15 protein-coding genes and 1 riboswitch are annotated in these 23,071 nt (G+C 68.7%); of the genes, 9 read left to right on the top strand and 6 right to left on the bottom strand.

Features of this window, described 5'->3' with window-relative positions; translation table 11 throughout:
* Window positions 1-366: 366 nt before the first annotated feature.
* Window positions 367-478: riboswitch (SAM riboswitch) on the top strand.
* 14 nt (window positions 479-492) lie between these two features.
* The 3 genes from thrC (at window position 493) to ACFTE1_RS17565 (ending at window position 4,208) form a co-directional block, all read left to right on the top strand.
* On the top strand, window positions 493-1,758 hold the full coding sequence (gene thrC, locus ACFTE1_RS17575) for a threonine synthase (protein WP_380624039.1): 1,266 nt from the start codon (window positions 493-495) through the stop codon (window positions 1,756-1,758).
* Window positions 1,759-2,480: 722 nt separating this feature from the next.
* On the top strand, window positions 2,481-2,846 hold the full coding sequence (locus tag ACFTE1_RS17570; RefSeq protein ID WP_380624041.1) for a hypothetical protein: 366 nt from the start codon (window positions 2,481-2,483) through the stop codon (window positions 2,844-2,846).
* Window positions 2,847-3,167: 321 nt separating this feature from the next.
* Window positions 3,168-4,208, top strand: a complete 1,041-nt coding sequence (locus ACFTE1_RS17565; RefSeq protein ID WP_380624042.1) for a GNAT family N-acetyltransferase — start codon at window positions 3,168-3,170, stop codon at window positions 4,206-4,208.
* A 172-nt stretch (window positions 4,209-4,380) separates the two neighbouring features.
* Here ACFTE1_RS17565 and ACFTE1_RS17560 read toward each other — a convergent pair whose 3' ends face one another.
* The 4 genes from ACFTE1_RS17560 to acs form a co-directional block, all read right to left on the bottom strand.
* Window positions 4,381-5,310, bottom strand: coding sequence for an aldo/keto reductase (locus ACFTE1_RS17560; protein WP_380624044.1), 930 nt, complete (start codon window positions 5,308-5,310; stop codon window positions 4,381-4,383).
* 419 nt (window positions 5,311-5,729) lie between these two features.
* Window positions 5,730-6,677, bottom strand: a complete 948-nt coding sequence (locus ACFTE1_RS17555) for an alpha/beta fold hydrolase (RefSeq protein ID WP_380624047.1) — start codon at window positions 6,675-6,677, stop codon at window positions 5,730-5,732.
* A gap of 71 nt (window positions 6,678-6,748) precedes the next feature.
* Window positions 6,749-7,975 carry a Na+/H+ antiporter NhaA gene (nhaA, locus tag ACFTE1_RS17550; RefSeq protein ID WP_380624049.1) on the bottom strand — a complete coding sequence of 409 codons (1,227 nt, stop codon included), beginning with the start codon at window positions 7,973-7,975 and terminating at the stop codon, window positions 6,749-6,751.
* A 209-nt stretch (window positions 7,976-8,184) separates the two neighbouring features.
* Entirely contained in the window at window positions 8,185-10,140 is a 1,956-nt protein-coding gene (gene acs, locus ACFTE1_RS17545; RefSeq protein ID WP_380624052.1) for an acetate--CoA ligase, read from the bottom strand.
* A gap of 404 nt (window positions 10,141-10,544) precedes the next feature.
* On the opposite strand from acs, the gene ACFTE1_RS17540 reads away from it, so the two are divergent.
* The 5 genes from ACFTE1_RS17540 (at window position 10,545) to ACFTE1_RS17520 (ending at window position 16,491) form a co-directional block, all read left to right on the top strand.
* Window positions 10,545-11,288: an oxidoreductase gene (locus tag ACFTE1_RS17540; protein ID WP_380624054.1), complete on the top strand. Its 744-nt coding sequence runs from the start codon at window positions 10,545-10,547 to the stop codon at window positions 11,286-11,288.
* 249 nt (window positions 11,289-11,537) lie between these two features.
* Window positions 11,538-11,834, top strand: a complete 297-nt coding sequence (locus ACFTE1_RS17535) for a hypothetical protein (protein ID WP_380624056.1) — start codon at window positions 11,538-11,540, stop codon at window positions 11,832-11,834.
* Window positions 11,835-12,222: 388 nt separating this feature from the next.
* Window positions 12,223-14,037, top strand: a complete 1,815-nt coding sequence (locus ACFTE1_RS17530; RefSeq protein ID WP_380624306.1) for a phosphoenolpyruvate carboxykinase (GTP) — start codon at window positions 12,223-12,225, stop codon at window positions 14,035-14,037.
* Between the two features lie 524 nt (window positions 14,038-14,561).
* Entirely contained in the window at window positions 14,562-15,329 is a 768-nt protein-coding gene (locus ACFTE1_RS17525; protein ID WP_380624059.1) for an isoprenyl transferase, read from the top strand.
* 193 nt (window positions 15,330-15,522) lie between these two features.
* On the top strand, window positions 15,523-16,491 hold the full coding sequence (locus ACFTE1_RS17520; protein WP_380624061.1) for a cellulose binding domain-containing protein: 969 nt from the start codon (window positions 15,523-15,525) through the stop codon (window positions 16,489-16,491).
* 15 nt (window positions 16,492-16,506) lie between these two features.
* Here the strand turns inward: ACFTE1_RS17520 and ACFTE1_RS17515 are convergent, their stop codons facing one another.
* On the bottom strand, window positions 16,507-17,061 hold the full coding sequence (locus ACFTE1_RS17515; protein ID WP_380624063.1) for a nicotinamidase: 555 nt from the start codon (window positions 17,059-17,061) through the stop codon (window positions 16,507-16,509).
* Window positions 17,062-17,178: 117 nt separating this feature from the next.
* A complete protein-coding gene (gene eccCa, locus ACFTE1_RS17510; protein WP_380624065.1) occupies window positions 17,179-21,216 on the bottom strand; it encodes a type VII secretion protein EccCa in 4,038 nt (1,345 codons plus the stop codon).
* A gap of 443 nt (window positions 21,217-21,659) precedes the next feature.
* On the opposite strand from eccCa, the gene eccD reads away from it, so the two are divergent.
* Window positions 21,660-23,063 carry a type VII secretion integral membrane protein EccD gene (gene eccD / locus ACFTE1_RS17505; protein ID WP_380624068.1) on the top strand — a complete coding sequence of 468 codons (1,404 nt, stop codon included), beginning with the start codon at window positions 21,660-21,662 and terminating at the stop codon, window positions 23,061-23,063.
* The last annotated feature ends 8 nt before the right edge of the window (window positions 23,064-23,071 follow it).

The following is a 23,071-nucleotide window of genomic DNA, read 5'->3' as shown; positions in this document are numbered from 1 at the left end:
GGGAATCCATATCAGTGCTTTATGGACTTTTGACCGCCCGCAACTCCCGCAATCGCGTCCCACAATGCGGACACCGGTCGGCCGTTCCGAGCCGCCAAACGCCCTCGGGCCCGATCCGTGCCGCCCGTGCCGGCGCGACCGCACGCCTCCGGCAGGCGCGGCAACGGCGGCATCAGTAGTTCGTGCCCAGGATCTTCGCCGGGCTCCCCAGTGTCATATCCATGTCCTTCGCTCTTCCCTGGTGGGCGCGCGCGAGGCGCCCGGGGATCCCCCGATTCCTTCCATGATGTGGAACTTTCCTTGCCAAGCGGTTAGGAACACCCGTAACATCCGAGGTGCCTTCGAGCACGCGTACTCGGAAGCAACACCTTATCCAGAGCAGTCGAGGGAACCGGCCCTGTGAGACTGCGGCAACCACCCGACGGGCAGGTGCCAAGTCCGGCCCGCGGCGAGAGATCCTCCGCGGGAAAGATGAGGGAGGAGCCTCTACTTATGCCATCCGCACACCCCGTTTTCGGTGACACTCCGGCCATCGGCCTCATCTGCCGCAACTGTCAGGCCACGTACGACCTCATCGCCCAGCACGCCTGTTGGGAGTGCTTCGGGCCGCTCGAGGTCAACTACGACGCCGCCGCGCTCGCCCGCGTGACACGTGAGCAGATCGAGTCCGGACCGCAGAACCTCTGGCGCTACGCAGGACTTCTCCCGGTGGGACAGAACGAATCCGACCGCCTCAGCCTCAACCCGGGACTGACCCCGCTGGTGGAGGCCGACAACCTGGCTCGCGAGCTGGGTATGCGCAAGGTCTGGATCAAGGACGACAGCGCGAACCCGACGCACTCCTTCAAGGACCGCGTCGTGTCCGTCGCCGCCTCCGCCGCCGGGAAACTCGGTTTCGACCGCCTCGCCTGCGCCTCGACGGGTAACCTCGCCAACTCGGTGGCCGCGCACGCCGCGCGGGCCGGGTACGAGTCCATCGTCTTCATCCCCTATGACCTGGAGACCGGCAAGGTCGTCACCACCGCCGTCTACGGCGGCGGGCTGGTGGCCGTGAACGGCTCCTACGACGACGTCAACCGGCTGTGCTCGCAGCTGACCGAGACCGACGAGTTCGAGAAGACCGCGTTCGTCAACGTCAACATCCGCCCGTACTACGCCGAGGGCTCCAAGACGCTCGGCTACGAGGTCGCCGAGCAGCTCGGGTGGCGCCTGCCCGAGCAGGTCGTCATCCCCGCCGCCTCCGGGGAGCTGCTGACGAAGGTGCACAAGGCCTTCGAGGAGTGCGCCGAGATCGGACTGACCGACCAGGCCAAGGTGCGCGTCTTCGGCGCCCAGTCTGCGGGCTGCTCGCCGATCGCCGACGCCTTCGACGCCGACACCGACGTCATCACGCCGGTCAAGCCGACCGGCATCGCCAAGAGCCTCAACATCGGCGACCCGGCCGCCGGGCCCTACGCCATCGAGTCCGTGCGGGCCACCGGCGGCGCCTTCGCCAAGGTGGACGACGACGAGATCCGCGAGGGCATCCGTCTGCTGGCCCGGACCACCGGGATCTTCGCCGAGACCGCGGGCGGCGTCTCCGTCGCGACGCTCAAGAAGCTCCTCGACGAGGGTCGGCTCGACCCCGACGCCGAGACCGTCGTCTACAACACCGGCGAGGGCCTCAAGACGCTGGACGCGGTGGCCGCTCAGGCGGGACCCACCCATACGGTGGACGCGTCGCTCAAATCGGCCAAGCAGGCCGGACTGCTCGACTAGACTCCAGGGCACAACTCGCACCGAGTGCCTGATGCTGCGACGTCGGGTTCTCACCCAGTAGTAGAAGATCTACGCGGCCGCCGGCCGCCCGGTCACCCCGGGCCCGGCGGTCTTTGCACGTCTGTTCGAGGAACGGCGGGAAAGCCGTCCGACGACCGGCTCGCCGGGGGCGCGGTCAGGCCAATAATCGGGGGTGAGCTCCACAGAATATCCTAATAAACTGGGGTGCAACAGAAGTGTGTCATGCATCTGACAGTCGGAGGACGCGGTAGCCCTTGACTTCCCCGGGTGCAACTAGCAGAATACGTGGTGCGGGAGATTGTAGAATCCAAGCGCATTTCCCCGGTCGACTCCGAGTCCCGGGGTGAAGACTTAGTCGAGCAGCGCCAGCCGACGTGATTCTATGATCTCCCGACCACTGTGTTCAGGGCCTTTTTGCAGTTCAGTCGCTCAGGTGCGTTGTGCGGGGCCACTGTGCGGAGTCAATGTGCGGGTCGGCCTTCTCGCCTGTGTTCGGAGCCGCGCCGGCGTTCGGTGGAGGGTTCCCCAGGGGCCGGCATGCCGCTCGAACGCCGGATCGTCGTTCGCCGTCGGCCGCTCGTTCTCCTAGCCCCTCGGCCTTCCCCGACGAGGCGCCGCATGGGCCTTTCTCCTGCGCGGCCGCTCCGCCCATGCCGTGAATTCCGCTCACTCCGCGCCGCGAAGGGCGCTAGGTTGAGGGTATGGAACAGAACGAAGAAGCCAGGATGCTCCTTGAACAGTGCGTTGACCTGGGATACGGCTTCGAGGAGGACGAGCGGGAGCCCGTCATCGACCGCCTCATGCCGCTCGGCCGCCGCCTCCAGAAGGTGGACCCGGAGAAGATCCGCATAGAGGTCGGGGCGAAGGACCGCGAGGGCCCCGAACAGCGTGTGGTCGTAGAGGTGGCCATCGCGTCCAAGGGCGCCACGACCTTCGTCGGCACCTCCACCAAGCCCGAGCTCGATCCGGCCCTGGACGAGGCCCGCTCCGACGTGATCCGCCAGATCAACTACTGGAAGGGCAAACACGAGGAGCAGCGCCGTAACGGCTTTCACCGGCCCGAATGAGTGGTCAACGGCCCGGCGGGGAGTCCGGGCCGGCCGCTGCATGTTCGGTCACCCGGCCCGGAGGCCACGTCTCCGGAGCTCTTCCGGCCGCGTTCGCCCGCGTCCGTCCGCGCCCACCCGTGTCCGGGCGCGGGCGGACGGGCCCGCTCGCGAACCACGGCCGCCCGGCGTGCTCTCTCACCGTCGGCTGCCGGCGCGGGCCGAGGCGGACGGCCGTCGGCGGGGATCCATCGTCCCCTTCGGATCTCCGACCATGGGACGACCCACGCGATGGATGTACGTTCATTGATATCCAGGTCGTTGCTTGCGATACTGGGGGCCATGACCCTCTCCTCACCTCAGTTGCGCCCATTGGACATCGCCGATCCCAGCACGGTGTCCCGATGGCTCGACCTCCACGAGGCGATCGCCGAACACGACTTCCCGCACCACCCCGTGCAGACCCCGGCCCTGCTCGCGGCAGGCCTCGCCGTCCCCTCTCCCGACTCCTCCACCCGCGAATGGCTCTGGTGGGAGGACGGTGAAGCGGTGGGCGGCTGCCGGGCGACGCTCTTCCTGAAGGAGAACGGGAGCCTCTGCCAGGGATCGGTCTACGTCCACCCGCGACACCGCCGCCGCGGAATGGGAACGGCGCTGCTGGAGCACCTGGAGTCCTTCGCGGCGGAGCAGGGCAGGTCCGTGGTCTCCGGGTGGCCGCCCCTGGCGCTGGGCGCGGCCGAGAACGACACGGTCGGCCCCTTCGCCGAACGTACTGGCTACGAACGTGCCCTGAGTGGAAAGGTGCGACGCAATGTGCTGGCGGAGACCATGGGCCCCGGGCTGGCGCGCAAGGAGGCGGCCGCCCTGCCGAAGGCGGAGGGCTACCGAATCACCGGATGGGCCGGACCGGTGCCGGAGAAGTATGCCGCTGGATACGCGGCCCTCGAGTCCCGAATGCTCGCCGACCAGCCCACCGGCAGTTGGGTCCGCGAGGACTCGGAGTACGACGTGGATCGGATACGGGCCGGGGAGCGGATCGAACGCCGGCGCGGGCTGACCGCCGTGCACACCATCGCCGTCCAGGAGCGGACCGGGGAGGTGGCGGGGCACACCCAGCTCTGGGTGATTCCGGGCGAGGAGAAATGGGCGAACCAGGGCATCACCATTGTGGACCCAGCGCACCGGGGCCGCCAGCTGGGGCTGCTCATGAAGGTCGCCAACCAGCGGCGGCTGCGCTCCCTGCGGCCGGGCATCGAGCGGGTGTTCTCCGCCAACGCGAACGCCAACGCCCCCATGGCGGCCGTCAACGACGCCCTGGGCTACGAGGTCTTCGGCGGCTCCGCCGTCTTCCAGAAACGCCTCGACGGAGGGAATGGGCAGTAGATCCGTTGTGCCACAACCGTACATAGACTAGTATGGCGGAACGGCCCCGAGACTTTCCCCATGCGGACCCCCGGCGGTCCCCGGACGGCACACCGGGGCCCGCCGGGATCCGCTCCAAGAGAGCGCTGCCGCGTCCCGAGGCGACTACCCCCGACGCCGGAGGGCGGCTCGGCTAGGGAAGCGTGTACCCGGCGGCGGTGAACAGCCGGTACCACGCCTCACGGCTCATCCGGTAGTCCGAGCCGGCCGCGGCCTCGCGGACCCGCTCGGGACTGGTCGTGCCGATGACGACCTGCATGTCCGCCGGGTGCCGGGTGATCCAGGAGACAGCGAGCGCGGTCGGGCTGAGGCCGGACTCCTCCGAGAGCGCGTTCAACGCGTCGTTCAGCTCCGCGTAGTCCTCCCGGTCGCCGAGGAAGACCCCGTCGAAGTAGCCCTTCTGGAACGGCGACCACGCCTGCAGGGTGATGTCGTTCAGGCGCGAGTAGTCCAGGAGCCCGCCGTCGCGGTCGACCGACTGGGGCAGCGTCTCCATGTTCGACGCGATCCCCGAGGCGACCAGCGGGGCGTGGCCGAGGCCGAACTGCACCTGGTTGACCGGCAGCGGCTGTCGGACGGACTTCTTGAGCAGCTCGATCTGTCCGGGCGTGTGGTTGGAGACGCCGAAGTTCCGCACCTTGCCCGACTGGTGGAGCTCGTCGAAGGCCGCGGCCACCTCGTCGGGCTCGACGAGCGTGTCGGGCCGGTGGAGGAGGAGCAGGTCGAGGTAGTCGGTGCCGAGGGCCTCGAGGGAGCCCTCGACGGAGCGGACTATGTGGTCGCGGGAGAAGTCGAAGAATCCCGGCCGGATGCCGCACTTGCTCTGGATGACGACGTTCTCGCGCTCTTCCGGCGTGAGCGTGACGGCCCCGCCGAAGCGCGCCTCGCACCGGTGGCGTTCGCCGCCGTAGATGTCGGCGTGGTCGATGACGGTGACGCCCTCGTCGAGCGCCGTCTTGACCAGTGTGCGGATCTCCTCGTCGGAGAGGGAGTCGATGCGCATCATCCCCAGGACGATGTTGGAGGGCCGCAGGTCGGTGCCCTTGATGTCCACAGTTCTCATGCCGCCCATTCTTCCCGACGGATGGTCCGCCCGGGTTCGTCTCTCCTCGGGCCAGGACTTCTTCACAGGGGACGGGAGGCGTCGGGCGGGGGAGTTGGGCACATGCTCGTCACCCGTGACGGCGCCGACCTGTCCGCAGGGGTGGACGGGCACGGGGTTTCGGCAGGTCGGAGGTGGTGGGTCTGGGTCGTCCCGGAGTTGTCCACAGGTGCGGCCCGCACCTGTGGACGAACGGGTTCGGGACGTCGTCGTCGCAGCGTATGAGCGCCTAGGGCGGGCCGCTGAACCGGGCGGGGAGGGACGTCGGCGTTCCCTCGGGCCCGACGCTCCCGCCAGGCGGCCGGGTCCGACGCTCCCGCCAGGCGGCCGGAGAGGGTGTCCTGCCGTATGCCCGTCGGGAGCCTCGCCTCACCCGCTCGTCACCGGTTCCGGCCGATCCAGGCCAGGATCTCGTCCGTGATCGCGTCCGGAGCCTCGCGCTGCGGGAAGTGCCCGAGCCCCCGCAGCAGCCGCCACTCGTACACGCCCCGCACGTAGCGTCCCGAACCCTGCGCCGTGCGCGGCAGCACGCACGTGTCCAGATCGCCGTGCACCTGCAGGGTCGGCACGTCGAAGGGCTGCTGCAGCAGTTTGACGAAACGCCGCCCGGCCAGGCCCGTCGCGGTGCGGAACGGCCACCGAAACGCCTCTAGCGCGCAGAACGAGGACCGCTCGATCTGTATGAGCGTCCGGCACATGCGCACGTACTCTCGGAAGTCCTCCGTCTCGCGCCAGGCGGGGCCGGACCAGCGTTCCATGAGCCTCCCGACGCGCTCGGCGTCCTTCGCCTCCAGGAGCCGGTCGTAGTAGGGGGCCTGGAAGGCCAACAGGTGCTTCGACGCCGCCAGCTGCCCGCGCGGGTCGACCGCGAGCGCCGCGCGCTGCCGCAGCGGGTGGGCCGCCGAGACGACCGTCAGGCTGCGGAACTGCTTGGGGTGGAAGGACGCCGCCGCGAAGGCCAGGATGCCCCCGAGGTCGTGCCCGACCACGTGGGCGTGGCGCTCGCCGAGGGCCCGGACGAGTCCGACGATGTCGGCGGCCATGGTGTAGGCGTCGTAGCCCCGCGGCGGTTTGTCGGTGGCCCCGTATCCGCGCAGGTCGGGGGCGACGACGCGGTACCCGGCCTCGGCGAGGCGCGGGATCTGGTTGGTCCAGGAGCCCCAGTACTCGGGGAATCCGTGGAGAAGGAGCACCAGGGGCGCGTCCCTGGGGGCGGCGGGCCGGGCCTCGGCGACGTGGAATCGGATGCCGTTGGCGTCTACATGGCGGTGCTCCCACGGGCCCGGGAGCAAGGCCAGGGAGGAGTCGAAGGTCTTCGGCTGGGACACAGTCCGATGATATAAGGCCCCGGCCGGGAGGAGACGTCGGTCGTCCTCCCGGCCGGGGCCCGGGTGTCGTTCTAGGCGGCCTCGGCGCGCTTCTTGGCGACCGCGCGCGAGCGCAGCGCCAGGATGGATCCGCCCACGACGGCCGAGATCGTCGATCCGACGAGGACGCCGGTCTTCACCAGCTGCTGTTTGTCGCCGGCCATGTCGACGGGGTAGGCGAGCTCGGTGATGAGCAGGGCCACGGTGAACCCGCAGCCGCACAGGACGGCGACGGCGGTGATGTCCGTCCACTTGAGGTCCGGTGAGAGCCGGCCCAGCTTCAACGCGTGCGCCAGCCAGGCGCCGAGCGTGACGCCGACGGTCTTGCCGAGGAAGAGTCCGACGACGACCGCGATGGCGGCCTTGTCGACCGTGAAGGCCTGGAGGGACTCCGAGTCGAGGGCGACTCCGGCGGAGAAGAACGCGAACACGGGCACGGCGATTCCGGCGCTGAAGGGCTGGAAGAAGTGCTCGGTCTTGACGCACGGGGTGTCGTCGAGCTTCTCGTCCTCGTCGGGGAGGACGCGGGTGGCGAGGCCGAGCGCGACGCCGGCGATGGTGGCGTGGATGCCGGCCTTGTAGAGGAAGTACCAGGCCAGCAGCGCCAGCGGCACGTAGATCCACAGGCTGTTGACGCGTTTGCGCTGCAGGATGATCCAGGCTGCGAGGATCGCGAGGAAGGCGATCAGCGGGTAGGCCTGGATCTTGGAGTAGAGCGCGGCGATCAGTCCGATGGCGACGATGTCGTCGGCGATGGCCAGCGTCAGCAGGAAGATGCGGAGGCTCGAGGGTAGGGAGCGAGCGCAGATGGCGAGGACGGCCAGGGCGAAGGCGATGTCGGTGGCCATGGGGATCGGCCAGACCTTGCCCATGTCGTCGGTGCCGGCGGTGATGGCCACGGCCACGAGGCCCGGGACGACCACGCCGCCGATGGCGGCGATGATCGGCAGCAGCGCCTTCTTGATGTCGCGCAGTTCGCCGACGACCATCTCGCGCTTGAGTTCGAGGCCGACGACGAGGAAGAAGAAGGCCAGCAGGAAGTCCGACGCCCAGTGCTGGACGTTCATCTTGAGGATGCCGTCGACGCCGATGTAGGTGCTCTGGATCGCGCTGTAGGTGTCGCCCCAGGGCGAGTTGGCGATGATGATGGCGAGGACGGCGCCGATGAGGAGCAGTAGGCCCCCTGTCGTCTCCACTCGCAGGAATCGCAGTGTCTCTTTGTGCTCTCCGCGGACGAGGCGCAGGATTCGTTTGGGCATCGGGCTCCTTTTCTCGGGCTTTCGGGGCCTTGTGAGTCCGTGACTGAGGGGTACCTCGCTGCCACTCTACCGGAGGAGGATGACGCGGGCCAAAGTATCTCTTTTCACAGTTCTTTGAAAATCCGCCGGTTGTACTCGGTAGACACCGTCCGTACGGGGAGGACACGGAGAAGCCCCCGGACGTGCCGGGGGCTTCTGCGCGCGGTTCTCTAGTCGTCGGAAGAGGACAGTCCGTCCTTGATGCGGGACATGACGCTGGAGTCCTGCAGGGTGGTCACGTCGCCGACCTCGCGGTCCTCGGCGATGTCGCGCAGCAGGCGGCGCATGATCTTGCCCGAGCGGGTCTTGGGCAGTTCGGAGACCACCATGACCTGGCGCGGCTTGGCGATCGGGCCGAGGGTGTCGGCCACGTGGGTGCGCAGCTGCTTGAGGTGCTCGGGGCTGGACTCGACGTCGCCGCGCAGGATCACGAAGGCGACGATGCCCTGGCCGGTGACGGGGTCGGAGGCGCCCACGACGGCGGCCTCGGCGACCGAATCGTGGCCGACCAGCGCCGACTCGACCTCGGTGGTCGAGATGTTGTGGCCGGAGACGAGCATGACGTCGTCGACGCGGCCCAGCAGCCACAGGTCGCCGTCCTCGTCGCGTTTGGCGCCGTCGCCGGCGAAGTACTGGTTCTCGAAGCGGGACCAGTAGGTCTCGCGGTAGCGCTCCTCGTCGCCCCAGATGCCGCGGAGCATCGAGGGCCACGGCTCGCGGATGGTGAGGAAGCCGCCTCCGCCGTCCGGGACGGACTGGGCGTCGTCGTCGACCACGTCGATCTCGATGCCGGGGAGCGGGACCTGCGCGGACCCGGGTTTGGCGGTGGTGACGCCCGGCAGCGGGGAGATCATGATCGCGCCGGTCTCGGTCTGCCACCAGGTGTCGACGATCGGGGCGGTGCCGCCGCCGATGTGCTCGCGGTACCAGATCCAGGCCTCGGGGTTGATCGGCTCGCCGACGCTGCCCAGCAGGCGCAGGCTGGAGAGGTCGTGCTGTGCGGGGATGTCGTCGCCCCACTTCATGAACATGCGGATGGCCGTCGGGGCGGTGTAGAGCAGCGACACCTTGTACTTCTCGACGATCTCCCAGAGGCGCCCCTTGTGCGGGGTGTCGGGCGTTCCCTCGTACATCACCTGGGTCGCGCCGTTGGACAGCGGGCCGTAGACGATGTAGGAGTGGCCGGTGACCCAGCCGATGTCGGCGGTGCACCAGAAGACGTCGGTCTCCGGCTTGAGGTCGAACACCGCGTGGTGGGTGTAGGAGGCCTGCGTGAGGTAGCCGCCGGAGGTGTGCAGGATGCCCTTGGGCTTGCCGGTGGTCCCGGAGGTGTAGAGGATGAACAGCGGGTGCTCGGAGTCGAAGGCGCGGGCCTCGTGCTCGTCGGAGGCGCCGGCGACCGTCTCGTGCCACCACAGGTCGCGGTCGTTCCAGGCGACCTCCTGCTCGGTGCGCTTGACGACGAGGACCTTCTCCACCGACTCGCAGCGGTCGGCCGCGGCGTCGACGGTGTCCTTCAAGCCGGAGGCCTTGCCCTTGCGGTAGCCGCCGTCGGCGGTGACGACCAGCTTGGCGCCGGCGTCGTCGATGCGGCCGGCGAGGGCGTCGACGGAGAATCCGCCGAAGACCACGGAGTGGATCGCGCCGATGCGGGCGCAGGCGAGCATGGCGACGGCGGCCTCGGGGATCATCGGCATGTAGATGACGACGCGGTCGCCGGACTCGACGCCCAGGTCGGTCAGCGTGTTGGCCGCGCGGCGCACCTCGGCCGAGAGCTCCGCGTAGGTGATCGACCGGCTGTCGCCCGGCTCGCCCTCCCAGTGGATGGCGACGCGGTCGCCCAGGCCGGCCTCGACGTGCCGGTCGAGGCAGTTGTAGGCGACGTTGAGCTCGCCGCCGACGAACCACTTGGCGAACGGGGCGTTGCTCCAGTCCAGGGCCTCGTCCCAGTCCTTGTTCCAGGACAGTCGGCGGGCCTGCGTCTCCCAGAAGGCGAGGCGGTCGGACCGCGCCGACTCATAGGCCGAGGCGTCGACGTTGGCCGCCTTGGCGAAGTCGGGGTGCGGAGGGAAGCGGCGTTCCTCATTAAGCAGGTTTGCGAGGGCTTCTTTGCCGGTCTCAGCCACCAGATACTCCTTAATGTGTCCACACGGTCACGCGTTTGTGAATCAGGTCTATGTTCTGTAACACTACAACGTGAGGTGCCGGCGGTTACATGCGCCCCCTTGCGTGACCAAGCGGTGAAATGAACTCAAACGCGCACAGCGGAGTCGTCGCCGAGCATCGTTCTGCTCGGGCGGAGAGCGGGAAGATGCCGGGAACACCGGCGTCGAGCGGCATTCCGTCATCTCCGATGCTCGCGCCTTACACTCCAAGGGCCGGATACCTTTCGAACACACCATTAATATTTCTCACAGATGTGCGGACAACAGTCGGACCGCGGCGAAGTCGCTGGGCAAACCCATTACCGGGCAACAGGTCACGGCCTCGCTATACCAAAACGAGATGTAAGGGGGGTAGTCTCGCGACCGTGGACCCACTGGCACCTCTGATGGAACTCTCCGAAGTCGCCGACGCGCTCGAGAACGCGCGGGCGACCGTCGAGCGCATGCTGTGGCACAAGAGCCTCGAAGACGACGCCGACGACATCGCCGCCGAGGTCGCCCTCGCCGACACCGCAGCGACCCTGCGGCTGGAGGGCTACGACCTCGACACCGACTCTCTCCGCGCCTGGGACGGCGAGGACGCCGTCGTGCGCGGCGCCATCAGGGTGACCGAGGCCCTGCCCGGCCTCGTGGACGTCTGGAAGTCCTCTCCCCGCTACGTACTCGCTCGGCTGCACATGTTCGCCACCAGCGACTTCGAAGTCTCCCAGGGCTCTCCGCAGCCGGGCCGGCCCGACCTGGACGCGGCCGGATCGGCGCGCATGGACGCGCTCTGCGCGCTCGTCTCCAACCCGACCAGCGACCTGCCCCCGGCGCTGCGCGCGGCCGTCATCCACGGGGAACTGCTCTCCCTGCACCCCTTCCCGCTGTCCAACGACATCGTCGCCCGCGCCGCGGCGAAGCTGACCCTGGCCGCCCAGGGCATGGACCCCCGCTTCCTCATCGCGCTCAACGCCGGGCACCTGGAGCGGGAGCCGGAGTACGTCGGCAGCGCCAAGTCCTTCAACACCGGTACGCCCGACGGCGTCCGCTCCTGGCTCAAGCACTTCGGCATGGCGCTGGAGACCGGGGCCGGGCAGACCCTGAAGATCTGCAACGAGACCGAGTAGGCCCCACGGCGGAGGCGGCCGTTTCGGCAGTGCTCCGCAGGGGCCCGCTCCGTCCCCGCCTCGTCCGCTGATGTGCTCTCGGCGCTGACGGCCTCTACACCTTGCAAGGCGCGTCGGCTGTCCGCCGAAGCGTGCCGCGCGGGAGAAGGCCCGCCCCTTGAACGGGCGGGCTCCGCCGTACTCCACTGTGGCCGCACCGATCCTCGCCGAAAAGGCCTGCCGAGGCGCTCGGCCGTCTAGAATCCCGTTATGGAGACGATCTCGGCACTCGGCCTCGGCCCCGCCACCGACGCGAGCCGCCTCGGGCAGTGGCCCCGGGGCGACGTGAATCCGCTCGTTCCGTGGGACTCGGCCCTCGAATGGGCGCACGGACTCGTGTCCGCCGGCCGGGGGACTCCGCTCGGGGCGTCCGCAGTCGCGGAATCCGCCGCGGCCCCCGTGCTGCCCGCCACGGGCGCACCGCTCCTCAGCGCCTTCGTGTTCGCCTTCGTCCTCCTGCTCACCGGCGGTTTCGCCGTTCTCGTGGCCCGGTCGCGCCGCCGTTGAGCGGTTCCCCACGCGGGGCCGGGAGGTGCGGCCTCCGCCCGTGGATCCAATGCTCAAGAGCTCCAAAAGATCAGGTCGGATGACCGGAGTCAGGGGCCGGAATGGAATCGCGATCGAAAAGGCTCATAGTAGTCGCGATTCTGAGTGTTCTGCGCTTATTTGCGCACACTTCTCCTATAAAGCAGAGACTTGCTCCACAATAAGGCCCCGGCATCTGTTTGAACGATGCGCGATTCTCCCGCTGGGAGTACCGTCGACCTACCGCGCCGGCCACCGCCGGCGGGCCGTAGCGGATTCCCCCGCCCGAGTCCGCTGCGCCTCATGCGATACCCAGCCGAACCCGCACCTGCACAAAGGAGTGACAGTGAGCGAAACCGCTACCGCAACCATCGTGACCGGGCTGAAGAATCCGCCCACCGACCATGCTGGACTCTTGGCGTGGGTGGCCGAGGTCGCCGAGCTGACCACTCCCGACCAGATCGTCTGGTGCGACGGCTCCGACGCCGAGTGGAAGCGCCTCACGAGCGAACTGGTGGCCTTCGGGACCCTGGAGCCGGTGCCCGCGAAGCCGGACTCCTTCCTGGCCCGCACCAACCCGAACGACGTCGCCCGGGTCGAGGAGCGGACCTTCATCTGCTCCACCAACCCCGAGGACGCCGGGCCCACCAACAACTGGACCTCCCCCGAGTACATGCGCGAGACCATGACCGACCTCTACCGGGGTTCGATGCGCGGGCGCACCATGTACGTCATTCCCTTCTGCATGGGCTCCCTCGAGGCGGAGAAGCCCATGTTCGGCGTCGAGATCACCGACTCGGCCTACGTCGTGATCTCCATGCACATCATGGCCCGCATGGGAACCCACGTCCTCGAAGCCATGGGCGGCGACGCCGAGTACGTCCCCGCCCTGCACTCCGTCGGCGCCCCCCTGGAGCCGGGACAGTCCGACGTCTCCTGGCCCTGCAACGACACCAAGTACATCTCCCACTTCCCGGAGACCCGCGAGATCTGGTCCTACGGCTCCGGTTACGGCGGCAACTCCCTGCTGGGCAAGAAGTGCTACGCCCTGCGCATCGGCTCCGCCATGGGCCGCGACGAGGGCTGGCTGGCCGAGCACATGCTCATCCTGCGCCTGACCAGCCCGGAGGGCAAGGTCTACCACATCACCGGCGCCTTCCCCTCGGCCTGCGGCAAGACCAACCTGGCCATGCTCGAGCCGACCATCCCCGGATGGAAGGTCGAGACCCTCGGCGACGACATCGCCTGGCTGCGCTGGGGCGAGGACGGCCGCCTGTGGGCCTCCAACCCCGAGTACGGGCTCTTCGGCGTCGCCCCCGGCACCGACTACCGGACCAACCCGAACGCCATGCGCACCATCGAGAAGGGCCACACGCTGTTCACCAACGTGGCGCTCACCGAAGAGGGCGACGTCTGGTGGGAGGGCATGGGCGAGCCCCCGGCCAACGCCACCGACTGGAAGGGCAATGAGTGGACCCCGGACTCCGAGGGCCTCTCGTCGCACCCCAACAGCCGGTTCTGCACGCCGATCAAGCAGTGCCCGATCCTGTCCGACGCCTACGAGGACCCGCGCGGCGTCCCGATCGACGCGATCCTCTTCGGCGGCCGCCGCGCCACCACGATCCCGCTGGTGACGCAGGCCCGCGACTGGACCCACGGCGTGTACATGGGCGCCACGCTCTCCTCCGAGACCACGGCCGCCGCCGTCGGCCAGGTCGGCGTCGTCCGCCGCGACCCGATGGCGATGCTGCCGTTCATCGGTTACAATGCCGGCGACTACTTCGACCACTGGATCGGCATGGGCAAGTCCGCCGACGACGAGTCCAAGCTCCCGTCGGTCTTCTACGTCAACTGGTTCCGCCGCGACGAGGACGGCGGATTCCTGTGGCCGGGATTCGGCGAGAACAGCCGCGTCCTCAAGTGGGTCGTCGAGCGCCTCGAAGGCAAGGCCGAGGCCGTCGAGACGCCCATCGGCTTCAACCCGCGCCCCGAGGACATCGACGTCGAGGGCCTCGACATGGACCCGAACGACCTCGCGGCCTCCCTGAAGGTCGACCCCGAGGAGTGGAAGGCCGAGCTCCCGCTGGTCGAGGAGTGGTTCACCAAGATCGGCAACCGCCTGCCCACCCAGCTGTGGGCCGAGCTGGACGCGCTGAAGAGCCGTCTGGGCGTGGACGAAGAGTAGAGCACGCGGAGGACGGCCGGCCTCGCCCGAGGACGGCCGCCCCTCCCGGGCCGAAGGGGCGGCCGCGGCCTTTGGAACGGCGGCCGGCCCGCGACCCCGGCGCCGGACGGTCCGACCGGCCGGCGGGGGACCACAAATGAACAGCGACGTCGGCCGAGGGGACCGCGAACCGGTTCCCCGGCCGCGGCGGAGCGCCTTCAAGGCGGGCGCGCCGCCACCAAGCCCCGACACGGGTGACCGGTCACCGTCCCTTGCCGGTCCCCGGGGCTGAAGACGCGGTGCCCGAGCGACGGCCGAGTCCGGATTCACGCACGTATGCACACGCGGCTCCCGCTCGGAGCGACCCGACCGGAGCCAGGCACCTCCCGGCACCTTCCCGCCAGGATGGCTCCACGGCCCCGCCCGGGCACCGCGTCTCTATCTCCCACCCCGGCCACTCCCAGCACCGACACGTCACCGGGCGTTCATAATCCCTGCTGTCGCCGCCGGAGAGCCCGAAACCCCGGATCGCATACAATTGATCCGTGGTGTTCTCGAATCTGCTGTACAAGATCTATGAAGGTCGGCTCAACCGCCAGCTGGACGGCCTCCCCCGCCCCCAGCACATCGGCGTCATGATCGACGGCAACCGGCGCTGGGCGCGCGAGATGGGCCTCGCCGACCCCTCCGACGGCCACCGCGCGGGCGCCAAGCACGTCAAGAACCTCCTGGCCTGGTCCGAGGAGGTCGGGATCGACCACGTCACCATCTACCTGCTCTCGACCGAGAACCTCAGCCGCCCCGAGTCCGAGGTCCAGCCGCTGCTGGACATCATCGTCCGCCTGGCCTCCGAGCTGGCCGAACCGGACCAGCCGTGGAAGCTCAAGATGGTGGGCGCGCTGGACCAGCTCGACAACCGCCACGCCAGGCAGTTGAAGAACGTCGAGGAGTCGACGGCCCACAAGTCGGGCGTCAAGGTCAACCTCGCCATCTGCTACGGAGGCAAGCAGGAGATCGCCGACGCGGTTCGCTCCTACCTCTGCGAGCAGGCCGACCGGGGCCGCGACCTGGCCGACGTCGCCTCGGACATCGACGTGGAGGCCATCGCCGACCACCTGTACACGACGGGGCAGCCGGACCCGGACCTGATCATCCGCACCTCGGGCGAACAGCGGATCTCGGGCTTCCTGCTGTGGCAGTCGGCCTACTCCGAGTTCTACTTCTGCGACACCAACTGGCCGGGATTCCGCCGCGTCGACTTCCTCCGCGCGATGCGCTCCTTCGCCACCCGCAACCGCCGCTACGGCAAGTGATCCGCGGGCCGGAGGCGAACCGCCGGGAGTCCGCTTCCTGACACGGCTCCGCCCCGGCCATCTCCTGCTCTATGCGTCCCGAACCGTCCACATATTGGGACCGGTCTTGAATCGCACAGTAAGCAATATTGAAGATGATGCATGGTTGCGCGGGCGAACCGCGCTCGCGGCCGACGCACAGGAGAGATCGCACATGAAACGAAGGACGATATTCGCGGCGGGCACGGCGGCCATCGGAGGGGCGGTCCTCGCCTCTCCGGCCGGGGCGACACAGGCCGGGTTCCGCCGACTCCGCAGCTGGGCCTCCGGCTATACGGCCGAGTTCACCGTGGTCAACGACGGGAGCTCCGCCCTGGAGTCCTGGGCCGTCGACTTCGACATGCCCACCGGCACCACGGTGAAGTCCCTGTGGAACGCCGAGATGACGGTGGACGGACGGTCCTACGCGGTGGTGAACGCCGACCACAACGGCCGCGTCGAACCCGGCCAGAGCACCACCTTCGGATTCACCGCCGAGGGCAATGGCGACCCGGTCGACTGCACCGTCAACGGATCGAGCTGCTCGGGCACGGCCGAACCGGGCGACCCGACCGACGGCTGGACGGAGACGCCGTTCACCTACTACATCCAGAAGCCCTGGGACCTCGCCGAGTCCGACCGGTACTCCCACTCCGGCGGCGTCCACACCCTGTGGGTCTACGACACCGACGAGCCCCACAAGGAGGGCAGCCCGACCGACCCCCGCACCGAGATGCGCTGGTACGAGGAGTACGACTCGGGCGAGCACATGTGGGACGGCGACATCTACATCCCGGCGGGCACCAGCGGCGCCAGCATCGTGCAGACCCTCAGGGTCGAGAGGCCCGCCAACACCCCGGCCACGGACATCATGTTCCGCGTCTACCCGGAGGACGGCGGGACGTTGCGGCGGTACAACGCGACGGGCGCGATCGTGAACACCGGCGTCTACGACCGGTGGTTCAACCTGAAGCTGGCCCACGACGCCGACTCGGGGTCGATGAAGGTCTACATAGACGGCGTCCCGACCGCCGAGTTCGAGGACAGGGGGCCGGCGACCCGGCACTTCAAGTGCGGCGTCTACCACCACGGGACGGGCCGGGCCGAGGCGCGCTTCCGCAACCTCCGGTACTGGACCAGGTAACACGGACGGCCGCGACTAGGCCAGGTTGATCCCGGCCGCCTGCATCTCCTGGAGGGCGGCGGACCGGGTCTCCTCGGCGACGGCCGCCGTGTAGTCGAGCAGCACCGTCGTCTCGAAACCGTTGCTCCGCGAGTCGAGCGCCGTGGCGCGGACGCAGTGGTCGGTGGCGAGGCCGACGATGTCGACCTCCGAGACGTCGCGCGAGGACAGCCAGTCGCTGAGGGCGGTGTCCCCGCAGGACCCCTCGAAACCGGAGTAGGCGGCCTCGTAGGCCCCCTTGTCGAAGACCGCCTCGGCGAGCGTGTCGTCGAACTCGGGGTGGAACTCCGAACCGGCGGTGCCGACGACGCAGTGCGGCGGCCACGAGTCGCGGAAGTCCGGCTCGGGGGAGAAGTGCGACCCGGGGTCGATGTGCCAGTCGCGGGTGGCGACGACACGGTCCCAGCGGTCGGGGGAGTTGCGGATCAGCTCGGTGACGGCGGACGCCACGGCCGAGCCTCCGGCGACGGCGAGGGATCCTCCCTCGCAGAAGTCGTTCTGGACGTCGACGACGATAAGTGCCCTGCTCATATTGACAGAATATCCTAGTCCGGTCAGGTGTGGGCGCACGGCGGGACGCCGATTTCCCACCCTCCCGAAACGCCGAGACGGCCCGGGGGATCCCCCCGGGCCGTCTCTCTCGATCGCTTACAGTTCCGGCATCATCGGCGTGTGGATGAGCTGCTCGCCCTCACGGCGCGTCACCCAGGTGCCGCGTCCCGGAGGCTGCGGGCTCGGGCGCAGCTTGCCGACCACGGCGCCCTCCTCCTTCTTGCCGCTCATGACGAGGACCGGGCTCTCGCCGTCCTTCATCTTGCCGAGGATCGGGTCGGACCCCGAGCGTCCCGCGCCGGCCATGCGGCGGGCGACGACGAAGTGGAATCCGATGTCCGCGCCCTGCGGAATGAAGTCCGCGAACTTGGACAGCGGGTTCGTCCGCCCCGCCCCGGTCGTCTCGAAGTCGTTGATGATGACGAACAGTTCCGGACCGGTCCACCAGGACTTGTCGCGCAGCTGCTGCGGCGTGACGTCGTCGCCGGGAAGGCGCTTCTCGATCAGCGGCGTGATGCCCTCGATGGCCTTCTTCAGCTTGTCCTGGCTCATGACGTAGTCGAGCAGGGTCGGCTTGGTGATCTGCTCGAGCATGCCGCGCCTCAGGTCGATGTTCAGGACCTTGGCCTCCTTGGGCCCGTAGTTGTCCTGAATGTACTTTCCGACCCAGCGCAGCAGGTTCGTCTTGCCGCACTCGGCGTCGCCGAAGATCATCATGTGCGGGTCCGCGCTCGGGTCCCAGTAGACCGGCTTGAGGCCGGCCTCGTTGATGCCGATCGGGATGCCGGGGCGCTTGCGGTCCACCACCTCGTACATCTCTTCCGGCGGCATACGGCGCGGCAGGAGGCGCAGCTGCGGGCACGGCTTGCCCGGCCAGGCCTGCTTGACCCGCTTGACGAGGTCGTCGATGCCGGGAGCGAGGTCGTCGGCGTCCTGGATCCCGTCGATGCGCGGGGCCGCGACCATCGAGTGGAGCTTGTTCAGCGTCAGACCGCGGCCCGGGCGGTTCTTCGGGACGTTCAGCTGCAGCTTCCTGTCGACCTCGGACTCCATGTTGTCCGAGAGCTTCAGCTCCAGCTTGGTGCCGAACATGTCGCGCATGTTCATACGGATGTCGCCCCAGCGGCTGGCCGTGACCAGCACGTGGATACCGTAGGCCAGACCCCGGTTGCCGATGGACCGGACGTCGTCGACGAACTCGTCGAAGTCGTCGCGGACGGTCAGCCAGTTGTCGATGACCAGGAAGATGTCGCCGCGCTTGTCCTCCTGGAACTTGCCCTGCTGCTTGCCGCGGCGGAACGTTCCGATGCCGTCGATCCCGGCGTTGGAGAAGTACTCCTCGCGCTCGTTGAGGATCATGCCGACCTCCTGGAAGGTACGGCGGATGCCCTCGACGTCGCGGCGCCCGAAGACGCCGGCCACGTGCGGGAGGTCCTTGACGCCCCGCAGCGTTCCACCACCGAAGTCGAGGCAGTAGAACTGCACCTCTTCGGGCGTGTGCAGGAGCGACATCGAAGTGATGAGCGTACGCAGCATCGTCGACTTGCCGGACTGCGCCCCGCCGATGATGGCGGCCGAACCGCCCGCACCGGAGAAGTCCACCGTGAACGGCACGCGCTTCTGCTCGCGGGGACGGTCCTCCTCGCCGAGGACGGCCGTCACCTTGGAGTTCAGCGGGAAGTTCGGCGCGGACAGGCCGCGCTTCGGGTCGGCCTCCAGCGGAGGCAGGAGCTCGTTGAGCGCCGGCGGCTTGTCGAACGGGGGCAGCCACACCTTGTGGGCCGGGCGGCCCTGGCCCTGCACGTGCTTGACGACCACTTCGAGCTGGGAGAGCGGCTGGCCCTCCTCGTCGAGGATCTTCTGGCCCGCGTTCGGGTCCTCCTTCTCCTCGACCTCTTCGACCTCCGGCTCCGGCGGGAGCTCGACGTGGCCGGGCAGGAACCGCTGCACCTTGTGCTTGACGGCCTCCTGGCGCTGGGCCTTGGAGGTCGTCATGGTGACCTGGCGCTTGTAGTCCCCGCCGACGTAGGCGGCGCGGAACCGCACCAGGCCCTCGGTGGCGACCTGCAGGTAGCCGTGGCCCGGAGCCTGCGGCAGCTCGTAGGCGTCCCCGGACCCGATCACCGTGCGGGACTCCGCGGCGGAGAACGTGCGCAGGGCGATGCGGTAGGACAGGAACGTGTCCAGGCCCTTCAGCTTGCCCTCTTCGAGGCGCTGCGAGGCCAGCAGCATGTGCACGCCGATCGAACGGCCGATACGGCCGATCTGGAGGAACACGTTGATGAACTCGGGCTTGGCCACGAGCATCTCGGAGAACTCGTCGGCCACGATCATGAGCGCCGGCATGGGGTCGATGTCGGCGCCGTTCCTGCGGGCCTTCTCGTACTCCCAGCGGTTGGTGAAGTTGCCCGCCGCGCGGAGGACCTCCATGCGGCGCAGCAGCTCGCCCTCGATGGCGTCGGCCATACGGTCGACCAGGCTGACCTCGTCGGCCAGGTTGGTGATGACCGCGGAGGTGTGCGGCATGACGTCCAGGGAGGCGAACGTCGCGCCGCCCTTGAAGTCGACGAGGATGAAGTTGAGCTCGTCGGAGGAGTGCGACGCCGCCAGGGCGCCGACGAAGGTGCGCAGCACCTCGGACTTACCCGAACCGGTCGCACCGATGAGCAGTCCGTGCGGGCCCATACCGTTCTGGGCCGCCTCCTTGAAGTCGATCTCGACCGGAGCGCCGTCGGCGCCCGGCCCGATCGGGATCTTCATGAACTCGGGTATGGGCTTGTCCTTCCAGTGGATCCGCGGATCCATCTCGTCCGGATCGAAGCCCATCAGGTGGACGAAGTCGGTCGGCTTGGCCAGCGGCGACTCCTCCATCTCGGCGGGGTCGACGTCTCCGCCGCCCGCGGCGACGGAACCGCCGGAGCTGGCGCGCCACTTGGACATGGTGCGCGCGATGCCCTCGGCCTCGCCGACGGAGAGCTGGTCGGGCACGCCGAGCTTGCGGGTCTTGTTGTTCTGCCTCGTGGTGACCTCCGTGTCGTACTCCACGAGCTTGAAGCGGGGGCCGGCCTTGCGCGGCAGCTCGCCGCGGAAGTTGAACAGCGTGGTGCCCGCGAGCGAGCCCGACCCGATGGCCCCGCCGAGGTCCAGGTCGCCATCGTCGACGACGAAGACGACGTGGGGCATGTCGTCGGGCGCCGAGGCCCCCGGCGACCAGCTGGGGCGCCCCTGGAGCATGTCCCTCATGGCCTTCTCGGCCTCGTCGGAGCCGTGGAACAGCAGGCGGGTCTCGCCCGCGCCGTCCTTCTCCGAGGGGTGCTGGTTGTGCGGCAGCCACTTCAGCCAGTGCCAGTCGGGCAGGCGCTCCGGCGAGGCGATCACCGCGATGGCGAGGTCGTCGGGCGAGTGCATGGTGGCGAGGTGGCACAGCTGCGCGCGGAGGTTCGCGCCGATCACGTCGCGGTTGCCCCGCATGACGTGGATGGCGGCGTGGGTGATGTTCAGGGCGCGCGGCATGTCGTGCACCGACGAGTGGGCGGCCACGAAGCGCCGCAGGGCGATCGACGACATCGGCTCTAGGTCCTCGACCGGCTTGGTCTCCGGCGGGACGATCTTCATGGACAGGCGGTGCTTGCCCACGCCGACGCGCGAGAGCCACGCGTCGTCGTCGTTGCGACGCCGCTCCCACATGCGGCGGGTGCCCACCAGCGACCAGAGCGCCTTCGGGTCCGGCATGATCCAGCGGGTCGAGCGCCACTGCTTCTCGGCGCCGTTGCGGGCACGGCGCCTCACCTGGCTGAGGTAACGCATGAAGTCGCGGCGCTCGGCGTCGAACTCCGCCTTCTTGTTGTTGCGTCCGCCGGCGATGTTGGTGATCATCATGCCCATCATCGAGACGCCCATGAGGCCGCCCGCGATCATCATGAGCTCGTTGTTCTCGCCGCCGCGCATACCGCGCCGGGACATCATGAGCATCATCGACAGACCGCCGGCGACCATGGGGATCACCATGAGGTACTGGGCGAGGTTCTTCGGTTGCGCCTCGGGCATGTCCGGGGGCGACTCGAGAATGATCTCCCCTCGGGGCATCTGCGGGCCGTACTTGCGTTTCTGGCGCCGGAATATCTTGGTCGTCACGCTTGGGTTCCTCGAAGCAGCCGGGAGTCAAGGGTCTGTAAGTGCTCTATGGCGGGGGCGCGCTCGCTTCCGGGGATCGACAGGGGCGACCTCCGGTAACGGGCCCGCATATCCAAGGATAGAGCAGGCCGTCAAGTCGCGGCACCGCCAGGCCCGGCGGGTGGCGGTCCCGTGTCGGGCCCGTCCCGGTGTCGCCGACGGCACCGCGCCGCGGCGAGGGTTCCCACGGCGGGCGTGGGGGTTGGCGCGTGTCACTCCGTACTCGGTCCCAATACGGGCTCCCCACGGCGCGCGCGTGCGGGTTCTCGCACCGGCGGGCTATCGGTATGATGTCCACTAGGATGGCCGCGGACTCCGAACTTCCCCCGACAACCCCCGGTTGCAACGGGTCCCTATCCTGGTAATGCCCCGGCGTCGTCGACACCCAATGGAGGTCAGTAACGGTGAGCAGCCAAGCGGCGACTCTCACCCGAGTCACCATCATCAGCCCGCGCAGTCGTATCGACCTGGCCCTGCCATCGGACGTGCCCATGGCCGACATGCTGCCGACTGTCCTGCAACAGGCGGGCGAGTACTACATGGACGAAGCTCTGGAGAACGGCGGCTGGATCGTCAGCCGGCTGGGCGACGAGCCGATCGACATGGGTCAGTCCTGCAGCCAGCTGTCCGTCCAGGACGGCGACATCCTCTACCTCAACCCGGCCAACTCGGCCAAGCCCGAAGTGGTCTTCGACGACGTCATCGACGCCATCGCGACCGCCACCGAGGGCCGCACCGACCGCTGGACGCACAAGGCCACGCAGCGCTTCGCGACCGCACTGGGCACCATCGCCCTGGTCACGGGTGCCGTGGCCGTGCTCCTGGCCGGTCCTCCCCACTTCCCCGGCGCGGTCACCGCGCTGGGCGCCGGCCTCGTCCTCATCGCCGTGGCCGCGATCCTGTCCCGGGCCGTCGGCGACTCGCGCGCCGCGGTGTACTTCGGCGTCACCGGCGTCGTCTACGGGGCGGTCGGCGGGCTCCTCATCCTCGCCGAGGACAGCAAGCTCACCGAGCTGGGCGAGCCGCACCTGTTCATGACCGCCAGCGCGGTCGTGCTGTACTCCTTCCTGGGGATGGTCGGCATCGGCACCATGCGCGCCGCGCCGGTGTTCGTGACCACCATCTTCTCGGCGCTGATCCTCGCGATCGGCGTGGGAGTGAAGACCCTGTTCGCCGACGGGGACGCCGGCTTGGCCGCGTCGATCTCGGCGACCATCGCGCTGACCATGCTGCCGTTCGCGCCGAAGATCGGCCTGTCGATGGCGAAGGTCCCGGTGCCGACGCTCCCGAACACGACCGAGGAGCTCAAGAGCGCCGGCGACGAGAACATCGACGGCAAGAAGATCCTCATGCTCAGCGAGCACGCCGGGAACTTCCTGTCGGCCCTGTACTCGTTCATCGCGCTGGTGGCGTTCGTCTCCGCGCTGACGCTCGCGTTCGACGGCTCGACGCCCGGACTCCTGCTGGCCGTGGTGATCTCGCTCATCGTCCTGAGCCGCGCCCGCACCGTCGACACCTACGCCGCGCGCCTGACGGTGCTCAGCGCGGGGCTCGGCGGACTCGGAGCGACCCTGGCCGCGATCTTCATCCAGGGAAACCTGGTCATCAAGCTCGTCGCCGTCCTCGGAGGACTCGTCCTGCTCACAGTCATCACCATGGGCTACGGCCTGGCGGTCGCGGGCAAGAAGCTCCCGCCGACCTACGGCCGCATGCTGGACATCGCCGAGGCCCTTCTCATCGTCTCCCTGCTGCCCCTCACCGGCTGGATGGCCGGCTGGTTCATGTGGGGCCTGGGCATCAAGGGTTAGGTGAGATT

Origin of the sequence: Salininema proteolyticum (assembly GCF_042685645.1) — a bacterium.
Classification (GTDB): Bacteria; Actinomycetota; Actinomycetes; order Mycobacteriales; family Micromonosporaceae; genus Salininema; species Salininema proteolyticum.
The sequence above is the reverse complement of the archived record's forward strand: the minus strand, read 5'-3'. Positions and strand labels throughout refer to the sequence as shown.

Bases quoted from the DNA above. Each gene is read 5' to 3' on its own strand.
- ACFTE1_RS17565 (WP_380624042.1), top strand. From the start codon at position 3,168: ATGACCCTCTCCTCACCTCAGTTGCGCCCATTGGACATCGCCGATCCC.
- thrC (WP_380624039.1), top strand. From the start codon at position 493: ATGCCATCCGCACACCCCGTTTTCGGTGACACTCCGGCCATCGGCCTC.
- nhaA (WP_380624049.1), bottom strand. From the start codon at position 7,975: ATGCCCAAACGAATCCTGCGCCTCGTCCGCGGAGAGCACAAAGAGACA.
- ACFTE1_RS17560 (WP_380624044.1), bottom strand. From the start codon at position 5,310: ATGAGAACTGTGGACATCAAGGGCACCGACCTGCGGCCCTCCAACATC.
- ACFTE1_RS17515 (WP_380624063.1), bottom strand. From the start codon at position 17,061: ATGAGCAGGGCACTTATCGTCGTCGACGTCCAGAACGACTTCTGCGAG.
- ACFTE1_RS17520 (WP_380624061.1), top strand. From the start codon at position 15,523: ATGAAACGAAGGACGATATTCGCGGCGGGCACGGCGGCCATCGGAGGG.
- ACFTE1_RS17570 (WP_380624041.1), top strand. From the start codon at position 2,481: ATGGAACAGAACGAAGAAGCCAGGATGCTCCTTGAACAGTGCGTTGAC.
- ACFTE1_RS17535 (WP_380624056.1), top strand. From the start codon at position 11,538: ATGGAGACGATCTCGGCACTCGGCCTCGGCCCCGCCACCGACGCGAGC.